Source organism: Limnohabitans sp. (assembly GCF_044361985.1).
In the GTDB taxonomy this organism is placed as follows: Bacteria; Pseudomonadota; Gammaproteobacteria; order Burkholderiales; family Burkholderiaceae_C; genus Limnohabitans_A.
Genome location: NZ_JBIKHV010000014.1, coordinates 31659 through 50196 on the forward strand (window position 1 = coordinate 31659; position 18538 = coordinate 50196).

Annotated in this window: 17 protein-coding genes and 1 riboswitch; of the genes, 7 read left to right on the top strand and 10 right to left on the bottom strand. The window is 60.1% G+C overall.

Annotated elements, in window-relative coordinates:
- Positions 1-33 precede the first annotated feature (33 nt).
- The 4 genes from ACIQ3A_RS04860 to ACIQ3A_RS04875 form a co-directional block, all read right to left on the bottom strand.
- The gene (locus tag ACIQ3A_RS04860; protein WP_396430632.1) at positions 34-537 is read right to left on the bottom strand and encodes a DoxX family protein; all 504 of its coding nucleotides are present in this window, start codon (positions 535-537) and stop codon (positions 34-36) included.
- Complete coding sequence (locus ACIQ3A_RS04865) at positions 534-1268, bottom strand: DUF2063 domain-containing protein (protein ID WP_396430633.1); 735 nt, start codon at positions 1266-1268, stop codon at positions 534-536. The genes ACIQ3A_RS04860 and ACIQ3A_RS04865 overlap by 4 nt, the downstream gene beginning before the upstream one ends.
- The gene (locus ACIQ3A_RS04870) at positions 1268-2170 is read right to left on the bottom strand and encodes a DUF692 domain-containing protein (protein WP_396430634.1); all 903 of its coding nucleotides are present in this window, start codon (positions 2168-2170) and stop codon (positions 1268-1270) included. The genes ACIQ3A_RS04865 and ACIQ3A_RS04870 overlap by 1 nt, the downstream gene beginning before the upstream one ends.
- A 104-nt stretch (positions 2171-2274) precedes the next feature.
- Positions 2275-2601: a hypothetical protein gene (locus tag ACIQ3A_RS04875; RefSeq protein ID WP_108406015.1), complete on the bottom strand. Its 327-nt coding sequence runs from the start codon at positions 2599-2601 to the stop codon at positions 2275-2277.
- A gap of 184 nt (positions 2602-2785) precedes the next feature.
- On the opposite strand from ACIQ3A_RS04875, the gene ACIQ3A_RS04880 reads away from it, so the two are divergent.
- Together ACIQ3A_RS04880 and ACIQ3A_RS04885 are read left to right on the top strand one after the other, a co-directional pair.
- Positions 2786-3346 carry a sigma-70 family RNA polymerase sigma factor gene (locus ACIQ3A_RS04880; RefSeq protein ID WP_396430635.1) on the top strand — a complete coding sequence of 187 codons (561 nt, stop codon included), beginning with the start codon at positions 2786-2788 and terminating at the stop codon, positions 3344-3346.
- On the top strand, positions 3343-3981 hold the full coding sequence (locus ACIQ3A_RS04885) for an NrsF family protein (RefSeq protein WP_396430636.1): 639 nt from the start codon (positions 3343-3345) through the stop codon (positions 3979-3981). Before ACIQ3A_RS04880 ends, ACIQ3A_RS04885 begins: the two co-directional genes overlap by 4 nt.
- A gap of 12 nt (positions 3982-3993) precedes the next feature.
- Here ACIQ3A_RS04885 and ACIQ3A_RS04890 read toward each other — a convergent pair whose 3' ends face one another.
- Positions 3994-5178 (bottom strand): NAD(P)/FAD-dependent oxidoreductase, encoded by a 1185-nt coding sequence (locus ACIQ3A_RS04890; protein ID WP_396430637.1) that lies wholly within the window; start codon positions 5176-5178, stop codon positions 3994-3996.
- A 101-nt stretch (positions 5179-5279) separates the two neighbouring features.
- A complete protein-coding gene (locus tag ACIQ3A_RS04895; RefSeq protein ID WP_396430638.1) occupies positions 5280-6290 on the bottom strand; it encodes a LysR family transcriptional regulator in 1011 nt (336 codons plus the stop codon).
- Positions 6291-6483: 193 nt separating this feature from the next.
- Between ACIQ3A_RS04895 and ACIQ3A_RS04900 the strand changes: the two genes are divergently transcribed.
- From ACIQ3A_RS04900 to ACIQ3A_RS04915, 4 genes are all read left to right on the top strand, one after another.
- A complete protein-coding gene (locus ACIQ3A_RS04900) occupies positions 6484-7455 on the top strand; it encodes a TAXI family TRAP transporter solute-binding subunit (protein ID WP_108405963.1) in 972 nt (323 codons plus the stop codon).
- 50 nt (positions 7456-7505) lie between these two features.
- The gene (locus ACIQ3A_RS04905; RefSeq protein WP_396430639.1) at positions 7506-7943 is read left to right on the top strand and encodes a DUF1850 domain-containing protein; all 438 of its coding nucleotides are present in this window, start codon (positions 7506-7508) and stop codon (positions 7941-7943) included.
- 10 nt (positions 7944-7953) lie between these two features.
- On the top strand, positions 7954-10134 hold the full coding sequence (locus tag ACIQ3A_RS04910) for a TRAP transporter permease (protein ID WP_396430640.1): 2181 nt from the start codon (positions 7954-7956) through the stop codon (positions 10132-10134).
- 83 nt (positions 10135-10217) lie between these two features.
- On the top strand, positions 10218-11600 hold the full coding sequence (locus ACIQ3A_RS04915; protein WP_396430641.1) for a formimidoylglutamate deiminase: 1383 nt from the start codon (positions 10218-10220) through the stop codon (positions 11598-11600).
- Positions 11601-11627: 27 nt separating this feature from the next.
- Here the strand turns inward: ACIQ3A_RS04915 and ACIQ3A_RS04920 are convergent, their stop codons facing one another.
- Positions 11628-12707, bottom strand: a complete 1080-nt coding sequence (locus tag ACIQ3A_RS04920) for a DUF6352 family protein (RefSeq protein ID WP_396430642.1) — start codon at positions 12705-12707, stop codon at positions 11628-11630.
- Positions 12704-15415: a methionine synthase gene (gene metH / locus ACIQ3A_RS04925; protein WP_396430646.1), complete on the bottom strand. Its 2712-nt coding sequence runs from the start codon at positions 15413-15415 to the stop codon at positions 12704-12706. Before metH ends, ACIQ3A_RS04920 begins: the two co-directional genes overlap by 4 nt.
- Before the next feature lie 55 nt (positions 15416-15470).
- Positions 15471-15571, bottom strand: a riboswitch (S-adenosyl-L-homocysteine riboswitch).
- A gap of 137 nt (positions 15572-15708) precedes the next feature.
- Here metH and ACIQ3A_RS04930 point away from each other — a divergent pair.
- The gene (locus tag ACIQ3A_RS04930) at positions 15709-16449 is read left to right on the top strand and encodes a tyrosine-protein phosphatase (protein WP_396430643.1); all 741 of its coding nucleotides are present in this window, start codon (positions 15709-15711) and stop codon (positions 16447-16449) included.
- Positions 16450-16469: 20 nt separating this feature from the next.
- On the opposite strand, the gene ACIQ3A_RS04935 is transcribed toward ACIQ3A_RS04930, so the two are convergent.
- On the bottom strand, positions 16470-17516 hold the full coding sequence (locus ACIQ3A_RS04935) for a homocysteine S-methyltransferase family protein (RefSeq protein ID WP_396430644.1): 1047 nt from the start codon (positions 17514-17516) through the stop codon (positions 16470-16472).
- Between the two features lie 26 nt (positions 17517-17542).
- Positions 17543-18262: a 7-cyano-7-deazaguanine synthase QueC gene (gene queC, locus ACIQ3A_RS04940; RefSeq protein ID WP_396430645.1), complete on the bottom strand. Its 720-nt coding sequence runs from the start codon at positions 18260-18262 to the stop codon at positions 17543-17545.
- Positions 18263-18538 lie beyond the last annotated feature (276 nt).

Consider the following 18538-nt stretch of genomic DNA (forward strand, 5'->3'; position numbering starts at 1 on the left):
GTGTCAAGTCCTTCAAAAATTGTTGTCAAGCGGTCAAACTGGGGCGATCCACCTTCGAACCAGTGCATCCAGCGACAAACGCCCAGGCCCCATGAACACCAGGGGCAGCAACATTGCGAGGTAGATCACGGGCAGCTTGAAGTTGCCATGGCCTTTGTCGGTCAGGGCATAGCCCTTGAGCAACTCGTCGAAGGTGGACCAGGATTCGGGCCAGTGCACGCTCAGCATGGCCACCACCGAGAGGGCCATCAGCGATGCCGAAAAGAACCGTGTGCCCAAACCGATGACCAAGGCGATGGCCCCAACGATTTCAAAGCCCGTGGCCAAGGCCCAGTTCAAATCCGCCGGGATCAGATTGAAAGGCCAGGGAAACTGACCCTGAATGTCTGCAAACCAGTTGTTGCCGTGCAGTTTTTCAAACCCAGCCTCGCCAAACTCCCAGGCCAGCAAGAGGCGCAAGCTGAGCAGCCCGATCCACAAACCGATCATGTCGAGTGCGGTGATGGCATGTCGGCCGATGTTGAAAGCGTTTTTCATGTCCGTGTTCCCAGTAAGACGCCTTGCTCGCGCAGGCTGATGAGGAGTTGTTGTCCAAAGCCTTGCAAAGCATCCGGATCGGGGTGGCCCATCTCGTGGGCGAGTTGCGCAAAGGTTTGCTGGCCTGTCAAACCGCTGTCCAGCAGGGTGATGACATGGGCCGTGACGGCGTTGATTTCGGTGAATTGCACCTCGTGATGAGCATCACGAAACACCACCAAAAAAGTGGCCTCGGGTTTGCGCACTTGCCAGTTTGGGCCCATTCGGTGCACCGGCCATTCGCTGACCACATCCACGCGTGCGGGGTTGAGCAGCACAGGTGCTTGCATCAAGTCGCCTCGCGGGTCGTGTGCGGGCAGCGGTACGTCCATCACATCCACCACCAGTTCAGCCCATTCGTAGTGGGCCAGATCGGCCAACCAACGTGGCAGGGGTTGGGCGATGGCGTGTTCGCTCAGGTAGCGCACAAACTCACGCGGAATCTCGCGGAACCAAGGGGTGTGCGATGGCCAGTCTCGGTAAAAGGTGCGGCACAGCCTGCGCCAAGGGCCTTCGCCCAACATCTGGCGGCAAACCGGAAAGCAGCTGTCCACAAAGCCACAAATATTGTTGAACAGCAGTTCGTTGTAAACCGCCATGCGGCGAGCGGGCACACCAAATGGGCGAGGGGTGTGGTGCGGATCGCGCAGGTGTTGCGCCAGATCGTGTTGAAATTTTTGAAAAGCCAACATCACGCCACCTGCCTGGTTGAGCTGGATGCAGGCACTTGCGACTGCAAACACGGCAGGCCCAACACTTGTTGTTGCAAGCGGGCGATGTGCTCCACTTCTTGTGTCAGTGTCTGCAGCTCAGGGATGTTGAAGTCGCGTTCCAAGCATGTGAGCACCGGGTGCCCGATGCGCTGGTAGGCCGCTTGCAGCAGTTGCCACACGGGGTCGATCACGTCGCTGCCGTGGGTGTCGATGAGCAAGCCATCGTCTTCGACATAGTGCCCAGCCACATGCACATAGCAGGTGCGCTCCAGCGGCAGTTGGAGCAAATAAGCATGGGGGTCAAAACAAAAGTTCTGGCTGTTGACGTAAATGTTGTTCACGTCTAAGTGCAGCAGGCAGTCGGCCTGCTCGACCACGGCGCGCACAAATTCGGCCTCGGTCATTTCGGCACCCGGTGGGGCGATGTAGGCGGAGGCGTTTTCTACCCCGATGCGCATGCCCAAAATATCTTGCACACGGGCGATGCGTTCGGCCGTGTAACGCACGGCCTCTTCGGTCATGGGGATGGGCAGCAGGTCATACAAGTGGCTGTCGTCAGCGCACCAGGACAGGTGTTCGGTGAACAGGCTCATGCCGTGTTCGCGCATGAAGTCGCGGGTGCGGCGCAGCAAGATGTCGTCAAGTGGCCCGGGGCCGCCCAATGACAAGGACAGACCATGGCAGACAAAGGGGTAGCGTTCGGTGAAGGCGCGCAAGTCGCGGCCTGCGCGGCCACCCATGCCAGCCCAGTTTTCAGGGGCCACCTCAAAAAAACCGATGGCTTCGGGTACCGCCTGTTGAAGAGCAGGAATCAATTCGCGGCGAAATCCCAAGCCTGACCAAGTGTTGTCAACGCCGATGCTGTGTGTGTGGCGTGCCATATGAATTGCCCACGAATGAAGTTTTAAATGCAGGGCTTCATGCCCTCTGCACACCCCCTTGGGTGCGTGCGCAAAGTTCATGAACCCAAAATGGTTGGACCGATTTACTTCTTTTTGTCAGCGCCGCACTTGGCTTCGCCGCACTTGCCATCTTTGGCTTTGCTGTCCATCTTTTTGTCAGCACCGCATTTGGCTTCGCCACACTTGCCGTCCTTGGCCTTGGCACCCATTTTTTTGTCAGCGCCACACTTGCCTTCACCACACTTGCCGTCTTTGGCTTTGCTGTCCATCTTCATGTCGGCCTGGGCGACTTGGTAGCCCGCATCCAGGGTTTTGGCAGCAAACGGGTTGCCAGCAGCATGGGCAGGCAAAAGGGTGACGGCCGCAAATGCAGTGCCCAAAGCGATGGTGATGAGGTGTTGCTTGTTCATGAAAAACTCCTGGAAGGTTGAAACAATGAAGGTTTTAAATTGACCGCTTTTGTCGGTGCCGTGTAGCACTTGTGAATCGCTGTCATGGTTTAATCCGCTTCCAAGCACTGCAAAGTTACGAAATAATTTGCCTATTTGTTTCCATTTGTATCTGTAACTTTTTCACCCCGCCGGACGAACTGAATTGAGCGAAAGCCTGCAAACCATTGAAACCGAACTGCACGCGGTGTGGATGCAATCCCTTCTGGGGGATGCCGCCAGCTACCAACGTGCATTGACACTCATGAGTGGTCATGTGCGGCGCTTTCTGCAAAAGCGAATGCAATCTCAATCCAGTGATGTCGAGGACCTTGTGCAAGAAACGCTGATGGCCATCCATCAAAAACGCCACACCTATCAAAGCGACCAGCCCCTGACGGCTTGGATGTACGCGATTGCGCGCTACAAATGGGTCGATCACCTGCGGGCTCACGGCCGCCGTGAAGGGCTGCATGACGATATCGATGACTGGACAGACACCCTGGCGGTGGACAGCGAAGAACAGGCCAGCGATGCGCACAAGGATCTGGCCATCATGCTGGCCGACTTGCCTGCGCGCCAGCGTGAAGCCATCGAGCACACGCGGCTGATTGGCTTGTCAATCACAGAAACCGCCCAGCGGACCGGACAAAGTGAAGCCTCTGTCAAAGTCAACATTCATCGGGGTCTGAAAACCCTGATGGCCAAATGGGGAGCGAGCGCATGAAGACAAACGACCTGATTGCCTTGCTGGCCAGCGACACGCTGCAGCCGCAAAAACCCGTGCCCCAGCAGTTGCTGCGCAAACTGGCGCTGGGCGCAGTGGTCTGTGGCGTGTTGTTGCTCGCCTTGTTTGGTGTGAACCCGCGCATGGGCGAGATGGCGACACACCCCGCCTTTGCCACCAAGATGCTGTGGTTGGCCGCCTTGATGGGCTTCAGTCTGTACGGCCTGTTTCGCCTGGCCCGGCCCGGCTTGGGGGCAGGTCACACCCTGTCGGGCATCGGCCTGGCGCTTTTGGCCATGCTCAGCCTGGGCTTGGTGCAAGTGCTGCAAACCGAGTCGGGCGCTCGTAACGCGCAGTGGATGGGCGACTCATGGCAGGTCTGCTCAGTGAGCATTGCGGCCTTGTCTTTGCCAGTACTGGGTGCTTTACTCTGGGCCTTGCGTCAGCTGGCCCCCACCCGACCCGTGTTCGCTGGCGCGGTGGCGGGTGTGCTGGCGGGCAGCCTGGCGGCGAGCATTTATTCGATGCACTGCCCCGAAACCAGCCTGACGTTTTTCGCCGTCTGGTATGTGCTGGGCATGGCCCTGAGCACGGGCTTGGGTGCGCTGCTGGGCTCGCGCTGCTTGCGCTGGTGACCGATGAAAGGCTCAGGCCACCGCGCCTGAGCCATACCGACCGTGCAGTAAGTGGCCAGTTCTGAAGCGCTCTAGGGCATAGGGCGCCAAAGGCACATCGGTGGGCAAGCCCAGGGCTTGTTGGGCCAACACCCGGCCAACTGCTGGCGAGAGCTTGAAACCGTGGCCTGAAAAACCAAAGCCCACCACCAAACCTGGCACATCCGGCACGCTGCCCAACACCGGATTCCAGTCAGGCGTCACGTCGTACACGCCCGTCCATGACGAAGCCAGGCCGGCTTCGGCAAACGAGGGGAAGCGGTCCGAAACCTGTTCGCCCAAGTGCACCACATCGTCCATGGAAATCTCACCCTGGGTATTGTCTGGCCCGCTCAGGGTTTCGCCCGCTGTGCCCTCACTCACCAACATTTGTCGCCCGCCATAACTGCGGCAATACAGCATGCCGTGCGAACCCAGGTCTTTGTAAACCGGCATGGCATAGGTGTACGCCTGGGGGCCTTCGAGCGAAATCACCTTATGCCGCTCGGGCGTCAGAGGCACCTGAATGCCCGTCCATTCGGACAGCTCCTGCGCCCAGATATTTTGCGTGCTGATGACCACGGGTGCATGGAACACCCCACTGGCCGTCTCGACGCCTGAAACGCGGCCTTGTTGCACCAGCAAACGCGTGACCCGCTCACCTTCCATGAACTTCACGCCCAGTCTGCGGGCTGCACGCGCGTAACTGCTGGCCACCAGATAGGCATCGGCAAAGCCGGCCTCAGGCTCAAAGCCAATCAAAGCCGCGTCGTCAAAACGGCAAATAGGCAGGATCTCAGCCGCCTCTTGGGGGCTGAGCCGGCTGACTGCGATGCTGCGCGCCTCTTGTGCAGCCAGGGCATCGCGCAAAGGCGACAGCTTGGGGCCTTCGGGTGAAGCAATCAGATACCCGCAACGCACCAAACCGGCGCTGGCGTCTTCGTCTTGCAAATGCGCGGCAAAGTTTTCAAACACGGTCCAGGACTGCTGGGCCAGCGCCATGTTCTCCAGCACAGAATAGTGGGTGCGCAGGATGCCACTGGATTGTGAGGTGGTGCCCGAGCCGATTTGATCGCGCTCCAGCACCAAAACACGTTTGGCGCCCAGGGCCGCCAGGTTGTAGGCCACCGATGTGCCGATCACCCCGGCCCCAATCACAATCGCATCCCATGAATTCACATCGCACTCCAGTCGTTGGGTGCAAGCTTAATGGCCAAGCCCCAGCGTGCTTTCAGTTTTGCATCCGTTGAACATCAGCATCAGCCATGGCGCCAAATGGCTCAGGGTCTGCTGTCTTCGTCCACGCTCAACAAATCGGCTGGTAATTTCAGCTCGGCCACCCATTGGCGCTGCAGATCACGCACCGCCACGCGCACCATGGCGGCGATGTCCTGGGCCAATGGCCCCAACTCATCTGGTCGGTAGACGAGGTAAAAAGTCCGCTTCAAGGGCGGATAAGCCTGACCCTTGTGGCGCAAGACGCTCAAGGGCACGCACTTCAGCCGCATGGCGTGGTAGCGCGATTGCCAAAGGCACAAAGGGGTTGTCAGCGCGATGCCAAGGTCTTCGCGCACCAGGCTCAACAAAGGGTCGGTCGCATCAAATTCAAAAACACGCTCGATCTCGGGGTCATGGCGGCTCAGGTACGCGTCCACCAAGGACCCCATTTTGGAACGGGTGCTGTAGTGCATGAACGGTCTTTGCCGACTGAGCTGGTGCAAAGACGCCAAGGGCGGCACTTGCAGTTCCAGCGGAACAGCCAGCAAAAATTGCTCCGAAAACAAGGCCAGACATTCGCGCCCTGGAACAGGTTTGGGGTCGTCGGTGGTGATCAACACATCGAGCTGGTGGTTGTCAAACTGCTCGGCCAAGCCGGGATTGATGCCTGAAATCAGTCTGAGGCGCTGGACACGCCCAGCCAGGCCCCGCACCATCTGCGGGCCAATCACCGCGGCAAAGGAGTCGACGCATCCCAGTCGGAGCAAAGACCTTTTGCTGCGGCTCAAGGCGCGCACGGTTTCGGCCATCTGGCCTGCCCGCGAGAGCAGGTCGTGGGCTTGCTCGTACAAGCGTTGCCCGGATGCGGTCGGGTGCGCAGGCCGGGTGGATCGGTCCAGCAAGGAGGCCCCCAGTGATTCTTCAAGCTGCCGCACATGCTGGGAAACACCCGCCTGGGAAATCTCCAGCCGATGGGCTGCGGCCGACACAGAGCCGGTTTCCACCAGCGCCACCCAACTGCCCAATTGCTCCCAAGAGGGTGGCAACAACTTGTCTGCAGAACGTTTTTTCATGGTTGGGGGGTGCGGCTGTCTTGGACGGAAAGTGGCTGTATTGGTTTTATTGATGTTGAGTATCAATTTTGGCGAAGGCTTTACAAGGGAGGGCATTCCACACCACACTGTAAACCTGCGTGCAACCCATGCCTTGAGGCACAGGTTCATGGCTGACATTTTGAACGAATCAACCACTCACAAGGATCCCCCGATGAAAATCACTCGCCGACTGGTCTTGACCCTGGTGGCTTCTGCTGCCGTCCTCTCGGGCGCTGCTGTCGCCCAACAGCGCGTTTTCTTTGGCATCGCCACCGGCGGTACAGGTGGAACTTACTACCCCTTGGGCGGCATGCTGGCCCAATTGATTTCCAACAAAGCGTCGGTCGATGGCAAAAAAATCACTGCCACCGCAGAAGCCGCCGGCGCCTCGGTGGGCAACGCGAAACTTTTGGGCACCAAAGACATCGAGTCGGCCTTCGTGGCGGCAGACATTCTGGATGCCGCCTACAACGGCAAGGCACAGTTTGCCAACGCGCCCCTGAAAAACCTGCGCGCATTGGGCGCCCTCTACCCCGAGACCGTGCAGCTGATCACCCGTGCCGATTCGGGCATCAACAGTGTCAAGGACCTCAAGGGCAAAAGCATCTCTTCAGGTGCGCCCGGCTCAGGCCAGTACCAACTGGTGACCGACTTGCTCAAGGTCCATGGCATGGCCCGGACCGACGTGAAGGAGGACAGCTCTTCCTTCACGCAAGCTGTTGACAAAATCAAGGACGGCAACTTGCACGCCACCCTGATCACCGGCGGTGTGCCCGTGGCGGCCGTGACCGACTTTGCCCAAAGCCATGCCCTGAAGATCATCCCGCTGTCTGGCCCCGAAGTGGCCACCTTGCTCAAAGAGCAGCCCTACTACACCCAAGTGCAATTGCCTGCCAACAGCTACAAGGGGCAAACCGCTGTGGTGCCCACCCTGGCGGTGATGGCGATTTGGGCCACACACGATGGCGTGCCCGAAAACGTGGCTTACGAAGTGACCAAGGCCTTGTATGAAAACACCGCCATCATGGGTCAGGTGCATGTTCAAGGCAAAAACATCACGCTGAACACTGCAACCGCTGTGGCCAGCGTGCCCCTGCACCCCGGTGCCTTGCGCTACTTCAAGGAAAAGGGCATTGCCAAGTGAGATGCCCCAGGCGCCAAGCCCCATGGGCGTTGGCGCTGGTACTTGCTGGCTTGGGCACCCCCCTGGCAGCAGGGGCTTGCGAGCTGGTGCTGACCGAACACCGCAGCGGCATTTTGTTGAGCCGTTTGCCATTGAACCCGACCCTGCCTGCCTTTGATGTGGCTTTCACCCACTCTGTTTTGGGCACCCCAGTGCTGGACCGCTATGTCTGGCGCCCTGGCCCACAAGGCTGGCGCGCGCATTTGGTAGAAGAGCGCTTTGAAGGAGAAGGCTACGGCCTTCCGACTGCCGCAGCCTCGGGTGAGCGCCTCGAACGGCATGGGCCCGGTTGGCGCTTGCTGCTGGACCGGGTGGTCGACCCCCTGGTAGTTTTGCCTTTACCAGCCCAAGCGATGCGGGTGGTGCTGCCGGATCAACGCGAATTTTTGCTGGGCCAGCTGAGCCAGAAATCAATTGAAATGCGGGCTGAAAATTGCCCATTGCCATGATGGAAAACCCATGACGACCAAGCAGCAAGAAATCGATCGTCTGATTGAACAGTTCGACCCCGAATCGAGTTTTCGCCGCTTGGCCGGCTGGAGCGCCAAGATCGTGATGGTTTTGTGTGCCGGTCTGTCGGCCTGGCACTTCTACACCGCCGGCTTTGGTCTGCACAACGAGATTGCCCACCGTGCGATTCACTTGTCGGTGGTGCTGGGGCTTTGCTTTTTGGTTTTTCCACGCCAAAAGCGCCTGCCAGGCCACTGGGAGTGGACGGTCTCAATCGGCCTGGTGTTGTTTTACCTGTTCATGGGCTGGAGCCTGCTGAGCAAGCTCTCAGAGCCAATACCCGACGCCATGCGCTACGCCTTCATGGCGGTGCTGGTCGCGCTGGCTGGCTTGTCCCTGCCCTTCAAACACTTTGATGGCAGCCACACCCACATTCCATGGCGCGACTGGGTGTTTGCCGCACTGGCCTCGGGCTTTTCGCTGTACCTGCTGGTTTTCTTTGAACACATCTACATTGAGCGGCCCGGCCAGCACACACCGCTGGATTTGATGATGGGCGTGATCGCCATTGCCATGGTGATCGAGGCGACCCGCAGAACCATGGGCATCTTTTTGCCCTTGCTGGCCATCGCCGCTATTTTTTACGGCCTGCTCGGGCCTTACCTGCCGGGCGGCCTGTCGCACCGGGGTTACAGCCTGTCGCGAATCGTGGCCCACCTGTACAAAGGCACGGAAGGCATTTACGGCATTCCCGTCGGCGTAGTGGCCACCTTCGTCTTTCACTTTGTGCTGTTCGGCATCATGGCCCAGCTCACCGGGCTGGGGCAGTTGTTTGTCAACCTGGCCACGATTGCGGCAGGCCGTTTTTCGGGCGGCCCCGCCAAAGTCAGTGTGGTGTCTTCTGGCCTGTTTGGCATGATTTCCGGCTCGGCCATTGCCAACACCGTGACCACCGGGGTCATGACGATTCCACTCATGAAGAAAGTAGGCTTTTCACCGCGCTTTGCGGGCGCCGTCGAGGCCTCTGCTTCTTGCGGCGGCCAAATCACACCGCCCATCATGGGCGCTGCGGCCTTCATCATGGCCGAGACGCTGGGCATTCCGTACAACACCCTGATCCTGGTGGCGATCGTGCCCGCCATGCTGCACTACTTTGCCATCTTGTTCATGGTGCACCTGGAAGCCAAGCGTCTGAAATTGCAGGGCATGAACCCGTCAGACATTCCATCTTTGATGTGGGTGATCAAAAGTTCATGGCATTTGTTCATTCCGTTGGTGGTCATGGTCACCCTGCTGTTGATGCAGTTCACACCCTTCTTGGCGGCTTTCTGGGGCATCACGCTCACCGTGGCTTGCTCCTGGATTCCGCGCCTGCTGGGCCCTCTGGGCAAGAACATGACCGGCCTGGCGGTGGGGCCGCAGGCCTTGGTACAAGGCTTCGAGATGGGGGCCAAGGCGGCGCTGGGCATTGGTGCGGCCTGTGCCTGCGTGGGCTTTGTGCTGGGCATCACCACGCTGACCGGCATGGGCTTCAAGTTCTCCGCCTGGGTGATCGATGTGTCGGGCGTTGCCGCACAAATGTTCATGGTGCTGGACGTATTCGACATGTTTGAACTCAAACAAGTGACCATCTTGTTCGGGCTGTTGTTCACGGCTGCGGCCTGCATCATCATGGGCTCAGGCGTACCGACCACACCTACCTACATCATCCTGGCGGCCATCGTGGCGCCTGCGCTGGCGGGTCTGGGCGTGCCGCAACTGGCCACCCACTTCTTTGTCTTTTATTACGGTGTACTGGCCGATGTGACACCGCCTGTGGCGTTGGCAGCATTTGCCGCAGCGGGCATTGCACGCAGTGAACCCATGCGCACCGGCATGACGGCGTTCAGACTGTCCATGGGCAAAGCACTGGTGCCCTTTGCCTTTGTCTACACCCCAGCCTTGCTGATGATTAATTTCACCTGGTCGGCGTTTTTGTTGGCCTCGGTGTGTGCTGTGGTGGCCGTGATGGGCCTGGGTGCAGCCTACACCGGCTTTGTGGCGCGGCCAATTGCCAAGCCGACTTTCTGGTTGCTCAATTTTCTGTCCTTGTCCTTGATCTTTGCCAACCCAGTGGTCGCTGCCGTGGCCATTCCCGGGGTGCTGCTGATCTTGCTGTGGCACAACCGGCCCTTGCCCAGCACGGTCTGATTCCCCCCTGCCACCTGGCCACTTCAACCGAAAGCACACGTCGATCTGGCTTGCCATTGAGACGACGACCCCACTGAACGCCGATGACCTACTCACTCTTCGCAGAACACGCCTTGTTGCCGACAGGCTGGGCGCGCGATGTGCTGCTGCAATGGACCGCTCAAGGCCAGTGGCAAGCCATTGTGGCCGGGCAAACACCCACAGCCGATGTGCCACGCGCACTGGGCCCGGTGTTACCGGGCATGCCCAACCTGCACTCGCATGCTTTTCAGCGTGCGCTGGCAGGCTTGACCGAATACCGCAGCAACCCCCAAGACAGCTTCTGGAGTTGGCGCACGCTGATGTACCGGTTTGCAGCGCAACTGAGCCCTGGGCAACTGGAGGCCATCGCCACCGGCCTGTATGTGGAAATGCTTGAAGCAGGCTACACCAGCGTCTGTGAATTTCACTACCTGCACCACGCTGCACATGGCCAGGCTTTTGCCGAGCCGGCCGAGATGTCACTGGCTTTGATGCGCGCAGCCCAGCGCACGGGCATGGGCCTGACACTGCTGCCCGTGCTGTACCAGACCAGTGGTTTTGGTGGCACGGCCCCCACCGCAGGGCAAGGCCGTTTCATCCACAGCACCGACGCCATGCTGCGCTTGCTGGAGCGCCTGCAGCCTTTGTGCCAGGCCCAATCTGCCCGACTGGGTCTGGCACCGCATTCCTTGCGTGCCGTGCCGCCTGAGGGTTTGCGCGAGATACTCCTTGGCCTGGATGCGCTGGATGCCACAGCGCCCATCCACATCCACATTGCCGAACAACGCGCCGAGGTCGATGCATGCCTGGCCTGGTCGGGGCAGCGCCCCGTGGCTTGGTTGCTTGACCATGCCCCGGTGAATGCGCGCTGGTGCCTGGTGCACGCCACCCACATGGACGCTCAAGAGTACCGCCGTGCTGCAGAGTCTGGCGCTGTGGCTGGGCTGTGTCCCACCACCGAAGCCAACCTGGGCGATGGCATTTTTGAGTTCACCACCTGGCAAGGCCACCAGGGTGCCTGGGGCATTGGGTCGGACAGCCACATTGCAGTGCATCCTGCCGAGGACTTGATGATGCTCGAATACAGCCAGCGACTTTCTCTGGGCCAGCGCAATGTGGCCGCGGACGCCACGCAGCCAGAGGTAGCCCAGGCCTTGTGGCAAGGGGCTGTGGCGGGTGGCGCGCAAGCGGCCGGCAGGCCGGTGGGGGGCTTGGCCCCAGGGCAGCAGGCCGACTTCATCGTGCTCGACGCTTCGCACCCCACACTGACCGGCTTGCCCCCGGAGATGATGCTGGCCAGCCATGTGTTTGCCAGCAGCCGCAGCAGCGCGGTGTCGCAGGTCTGGTCATCTGGCCAGGCTTTGGTGCAACAGGGCCGGCATGCCCTGCACGAATCGGCCATGGCGGGCTTGGTTCAGGCCCGCAGCCAATTGCTCAAGGGTTGATCCGTTTGCATTGGCGTTCTCGCCTATTCAGACAGGGCCCGCCAGCGGCAAATTGAGCAACAGGTTTTGCGGCTTGAGTTTGAGAAAGCCCTGCGCGTTCATGGCCAAACCCAGATAGACCGGCTTGCCCTGTACATCGGCACGCATGTCTTGCGGGTTGTCAAAGCGCAGCTTGAACAGGCTGATGAGTTGCTGTTGTTGCTTGGCATCCAGCTCGTTGCCCGTGTACAAATCATTGAGCAGCGCCGTGGCTGTGGCGTCCAGCCCCACGTGCCAGCGCCAACTCGGATCGTCCACTTTTTGCACGGCTTCGATCTGCACCGCCACACCCAGAAAGTGTTGCACCCAGCGGGCCAGCACCCAGGACAAAGCTTTCAGGCCCGAACGGGCGTTGACCATGCTCAAAATCAAACCGTGGGGCAACTCGTTCTGGATTTCATGCGTCATGTCGAGCAAGAACGCGTAACGACCCAGGCCTTCGCGCTGTACAAAATACCGCGCGGCATTGTCCTGGTGCAGCACCTTCACGTCGACCGCCTTGAGTGGGGCACCCCCTTCGATCAGCAGGCGGCCCATCTCGCCCAAGCCACCCGTGGCTTGCAAGCTGTCCAGCGTGTCACTGTCACCCGACAGCACGCGGCCCGCTTCGACGGTGATGCGCTGGCGGCGAAAGAGCAATTCAGCGGCACGCCAAGTCCAGGCATCCTCCACACCCTCCAGCAGATTGCAGACGATGGCCTGCACCACCAGATCGATGAACAGTGGCGGCCACTGGACGTCGCCACTGCGCATCCAGCCCATGTAAGCCGCTTCGAGAGAGCCGGCCGCCTCCACGTTGTCACGAAAGCGCAAAAAGAGTTCGTAGTTCTCCCGCGCATCATCGTCCTTGACGGCTTTCAAGTCACCGGGTGCCACCTGCATCGATGGCGCATCCAGCAAGGCCTGGTGCAAACGCTTTTCAGCTTTGCACGATTCAGGCACCAGCGCGAGCTCAGGGCGCTGCAACCACAAGCGCCAATAGTCTGGCGTGGGGCTCATCCAGCCGCGCTCGTTGCGCGTCAGGTGCTGGTGGCCGCAGGCGGTCCAGAAGTGGTGCGAGGTGTTCACAGATTTGGCGCCAACAAGCGTTGCAGGGCGTTGACTTCCACGCCACTGCGTTTTGCCAAATCCCTGACCTGGTCATCGCCCAGCTTGCCGACACTGAAGTACTGCGCATCAGGGTGTGCCAGGTAAAAACCGCAGACGCTGGCAGCAGGGGTCATGGCCAAGCTGTCGGTCAGGCCCATGCCAATGTCTTCACACTGCAGCAGCTCAAACATGGCTTTTTTAGCGCTGTGATCGGGACAGGCGGGGTAGCCGGGCGCGGGTCGTATGCCCTGGTATTTTTCGGCAATCAGGTCTTCGTGACTCAGCGCTTCACCGGCGGCATAGCCCCACAGATCGGTGCGCACTTTTTTGTGCAGACATTCGGCCAGGGCTTCGGCCAGGCGGTCGGCCAGCGACTTGAGCATGATGGCGTTGTAGTCATCGTGCGCGGCCTCAAAGGCCTCGGCGCGTTTGTCAGCACCAATGCCGGCGGTGACCGCGAACACGCCCACATGGTCTTTGGCGCTGCCTTGCGGCGCCACAAAATCAGCCAAGCAACGGCTGGGACGCATCACCCCATCGATGCGTTGTTTCTCGGACTGCTGTCGCAAGCCGCGCCAAGTCATGGCCAGCTGGCTGCGCGACGCGTCCGTGTACAGCGCGATGTCGTCGTCGTTCACCGTGTTGGCGGGGTACAGGCCCAGCACCGCGTTGGCCGTCAGCCAACGGCCGTCGATGATTCTTTGCAGCATGGCTTGGCCATCGGCCAACACCTTGCGGGCTTGCTCGCCCACGATCTCGTCGTCCAGGATGGCGGGGTAGGGCCCGGCCAAATCCCAAGTCTGGAAGAACGGGCCCCAGTCGATGTACTGCGCGATCTCGGCCAGGTCGAAGTTTTTGAAGACCCGACGGCCGATGAATTTGGGCACAGCGGGCACGGCCTTGGCCCAGTCGATCGGCGTCTTGTTGGCGCGGGCTTGCGCCAGCGTCCACATGGGGGTTTGCTTTTTGTTGGCGTGCTGCTCACGCACCTTGTTGTAGTCGGCGTTCAGCTCGGCGATGTATTGGGTCGCTTGCTCAGACAGCAAGCCTTGCGCCACGCTCACGCTGCGTGAAGCATCGGGCACATACATCACCGGGCCACTGTAGTGGGGTGCAATTTTCACGGCGGTGTGGACGCGGCTGCAAGTCGCGCCACCAATCAGCAGCGGCATCTGGCGATCACGGAAATACGGGTCTTTTTCCATCTCGCTGGCCACGTACTGCATCTCTTCGAGGCTGGGCGTGATCAAACCCGACAGGCCGATGATGTCGGCTTTTTCCGCCTTGGCCTTGGCCAAAATTTCGTGACAGGGCACCATCACACCCATGTTGACCACTTCGAAGTTATTGCACTGCAAAACCACGGTGACGATGTTTTTTCCGATGTCGTGCACATCGCCCTTGACAGTGGCGATCACGATCTTGCCCTTGGCCTTCACGTCATGCCCGGCAGCTTCTTGGGCCAATTTTTCAGCTTCGATGTAGGGCAGCAAATGCGCCACCGCCTGCTTCATCACACGGGCGCTTTTGACCACTTGCGGCAAAAACATCTTGCCTTGCCCGAACAGGTCGCCGACCACGTTCATGCCGTCCATCAGCGGGCCTTCGATCACATGCAGCGGGCGACCGCCCTGGGCCAAAATACCGCGGTAAGCCTCTTCGGTGTCGTCGGTGATGAAGTCGGTGATGCCGTGCACCAGGGCGTGCGAGAAGCGCTGCGCCACGGTCACTGGCGCCTCGGGATTGCCGCGCCATGCGAGTCGGGTGGTTTCGTCCTTGGCCGCGCCTTTGGCGCTGTCTGCGATTTCCACCAGACGCTCGCCAGCATCGGGGCGCCGGTTCAACACCACGTCTTCCACGCGTTCACGCAGTGTGGGCTCGAGGTCGTCGTACACACCCACCATGCCGGCGTTGACAATGCCCATGTCCATGCCCGCCTGGATGGCGTGGAACAGGAACACGGTGTGGATGGCTTCGCGCACCGGGTCATTGCCCCTGAAGCTGAAACTCACGTTGGACACGCCGCCCGACACCTTGGCACCCGGCAAGTGTTGCTTGATCCAGCGCGTGGCGTTGATGAAATCCACCGCATAGTTGTCGTGCTCTTCGATGCCTGTGGCAATCGCAAAAATATTGGGGTCAAAAATGATGTCTTCGGGTGGGAATTGCACCTCATCGACCAGCACACGGTAAGCGCGTTCGCAAATTTCTATCTTGCGTTCGTATGTGTCGGCCTGACCTTTTTCATCGAACGCCATCACCACGGCCGCCGCACCGTAGCGCTTGACCAGCGTGGCCTGGCGCTTGAACTCGTCCAAGCCCTCTTTCATGCTGATGGAGTTGACGATGCCCTTGCCCTGGATGCAACGCAAGCCGGCTTCAATCACCGACCATTTGGAAGAATCCACCATCACTGGCACGCGGGCAATGTCGGGCTCGCCAGCCATCAGATTCAAAAAGCGCACCATCGCCGCCTGGCTGTCGAGCATGGCTTCGTCCATGTTGACGTCGATGATTTGGGCGCCGTTTTCCACCTGCTGACGCGCCACAGCCAAGGCTTGCTCGTACTCGCCATTCAGGATCATGCGGGCAAATGCCTTGGAGCCGGTCACGTTGGTGCGCTCACCAACGTTGACAAACAGCGAATCGCTGCCGATAGAGACAGGCTCCAGACCGGACAACTTCAAGGGGGGAACAGAAACGGTTTCAGACGCGACAACAGACACAGGCTCACCTTGGGCTTACAGGTGAGCGTCGTTGTGCAAGATCATTCAGACATTGAACGGCCCCAAGCCTGACCTGCTGCACCTAGACGGCGGCGGGCTGCAACGCTCCTTGGGGAAGCCCCGATTTTAACCGGGCCGCTGCAATGCTGCAGAAGCTTGAAAGCATCAGAGAAAGCAGGGCTTGTCGCCTGCAGCAACCGGGGCGCAAACCTCTGGCCTCGACAATGGTGGAACTCTTCAAACATTTGGCTGTCATGACCCCGTTCACACCTGGCCTGCTGCAAGGCGCTTCAAATTTTCGCGATGTTGGCGGTTACCGCAATGCCGAGGGTCGGCGCGTGCGACGCGGCCATGTGTTTCGATCGGACCATCTGGCGGGGCTGACGCCCAAAGACCTTGGGCAATTGCAGGCACTGGGGGTGCAGCACAGCCTAGACTTTCGGGGGGTGGCCGAATACATGGCCACGCCCTATGCCATTCCTGGCGTGCAGCGCGTGGCGCTGACGATCGAGCCCACCGTGATCGCCCGCATGCAGGCACTGTCGGCACAAGGCATCGTGCCCACCACTGACGAAACAGTGGAATTGATGCGTGAGACCTACCGCAATTTTGTCACCCACAACGCGGACACCTTCGGGCTTTTTTTGAAGCATTTGCTGGCGCAACCCACGCCCCAGGTGTTTCACTGCACAGCGGGCAAAGACCGCACGGGTTTTGCGGCGGCCTTGCTGTTGTCGGCCCTGGGCGTGGACCGCCCCACCATTGAGCACGACTATCTGCTCACCAACCAGCTCTACAAGCGCGATGTGCGAATGGAAGGCCAGGGCCACCCGCACGTGATGCAGGTGCTGTGGCAAGTACAACCCGAATTTTTGAACGCCGCGTTCGAGGTGGTGGATGCACAGCACGGCGGCATGCCCGGCTATTTGCACGGCGCAGTCGGGCTGAGCCCACAAGAAGTTTCAGAACTACAGCGGCTATTGCTGGAAGACTGAGGGCGGTCAACAAAAACCGCTTAGGCTGCTTCTTTGTAAAAGAAGCCGCTGTGCACGTTGCGCGGCACCAGCGGCGCGACCGCCCGGGTGATGGCGCCGATGTGGTCTGGCGTGGTGCCGCAGCAGCCTCCGACGATGTTGACCAGGCCTTCGGCGGCAAACTCGTGCAGCAAGCGGCTGGTCACCTCTGGGGTTTCGTCAAAACCGGTGTCACTCATGGGGTTGGGCAAGCCCGCATTCGGGTAGCAACTGATGAAGGTATCACCGGCCACCTTGTTCAGCTCCTGGATATAGGGGCGCATGAGCGTGGCGCCCAGTGCGCAATTGAGACCAATGGCCAAGGGCTGCGCGTGGCGCACGCTGTGCCAAAAGGCGGTGACGGTCTGGCCGCTCAAGATGCGGCCCGAGGCATCGGTCACGGTGCCGCTGATGATGAGGGGCAAGCGTTCCCCGCTTTTCTCGAAGAATTCTTCGATCGCAAACAACGCCGCCTTGGCGTTGAGCGTGTCAAAAATCGTTTCGACCAACAGCACGTCCGAGCCGCCTTCGACCAGGGCCTCGACCTGTTCGCAGTAAGCCGCACGCAATTCCTCAAAATTCACATTGCGGGCACCGGCGTCGTTCACGTCGGGGCTGATGCTGGCGGTTTTGGGCGTGGGACCCAAAGCGCCGACCACAAAACGGGGTTTTTCAGGGGTCGAGAATTTGTCGCAGGCCGCGCGGGCTAATTTTGCCGAAGCCAGGTTCATCTCGCGGGCCAGGTGCTGCATGTCGTAGTCGGCCTGTGCGATGGTGGTGGCACCAAAGGTATTGGTCTCGATGAGGTCGGCCCCGGCGGCCAGATAGCCTTCGTGGATGTCACGGACCACATCGGGTCGGGTCAGGCTCAACAGCTCGTTGTTGCCTTTGATGTCTTTGGGGAAGTCTTTGAAGCGTTCCCCCCGGTAGTCGGCCTCAGTGAGTTTGAAGCGCTGGATCATGGTGCCCATCGCCCCATCGAGGATGGCAATGCGGTGTTTCAAGATCTCGGGCAGCGCCTGGGCGCGGGTGTAATTCAGGGGTTTCATGGGGCCTATTGTAAAAAAACCGCGCATCAGACTTTTGAATAGCGCCCAAATCCCGCCGCCCTGAGCTGGCATGCCGGGCACTGGCCACAGCCATAGCCCCATTCGTGGCGCAGGCTGCGGTCGCCCAAATAGCAGGTGTGGGTGTGTTCAACGATCAAGTCCACCAGCGCCTGACCGCCTTGGGCCGGCTCGGCTTTTTGGCCCAGATCGTGCGCCAGCTGCCAAGTCTGGGCCTTGTCAATCCACATGAGCGGGGTTTCGATCAGCAGTTTGCGGTCCATACCCAGCGACAGGGCCACTTGCATGGCCTTCATGGTGTCGTCGCGGCAATCGGGGTAGCCCGAAAAATCGGTCTCACACACCCCGGTCACGATCACTTGCAAGCCGCGCCGGTAAGCCAAGGCGGCGGCCAGCGTCAGGAACAACAGGTTGCGCCCCGGCACAAAGGTGTTGGGCAAGCCCGAGCTTTCCAGGGTGATGGCGGTGTCGCGGGTCAAGGCGGTGTCGCTGATCTGCCCCAGAATGCCGGCATCCAGCAAATGGTCTTCCCCCATTTTGGAAGCCCACACCGGAAAGCGCGCCCGCATGGCCGCCAACACGTGCAGGCGGGCATCCAGCTCGACTTTATGGCGCTGGCCATAGTCAAAGGCCAGGGTTTCGACCCGCTCATAGCGGCTCAAGGCATGGGCCAAACAGGTGGTGGAGTCTTGACCACCAGAAAACAGAACCAGGGCAGAAGTGTGCATGGGCTGGGATGGTAAACGGTATGGCTCGGCAAAGAGCTGTCAGAGTCTGGGCGCGGCGGACTCCTCATGAGGCGGGGGTACGCCAAAATCTTCGCCCGTCGCGCCCAGACTCTGACAGCATTGGGTTGATGGCGTTAAGGGCATGAAAAGAACGCGCAGTCCATGGTCTTGTGTGGGTGGGAGGGGGCGGGCACGGGGTGACGATTTTGGCGTACCCCCGCCTCATGAGGAACCCTGGGGCCCCCCCCCCCCCCCCCCCCCAACACCCCCCAAAAC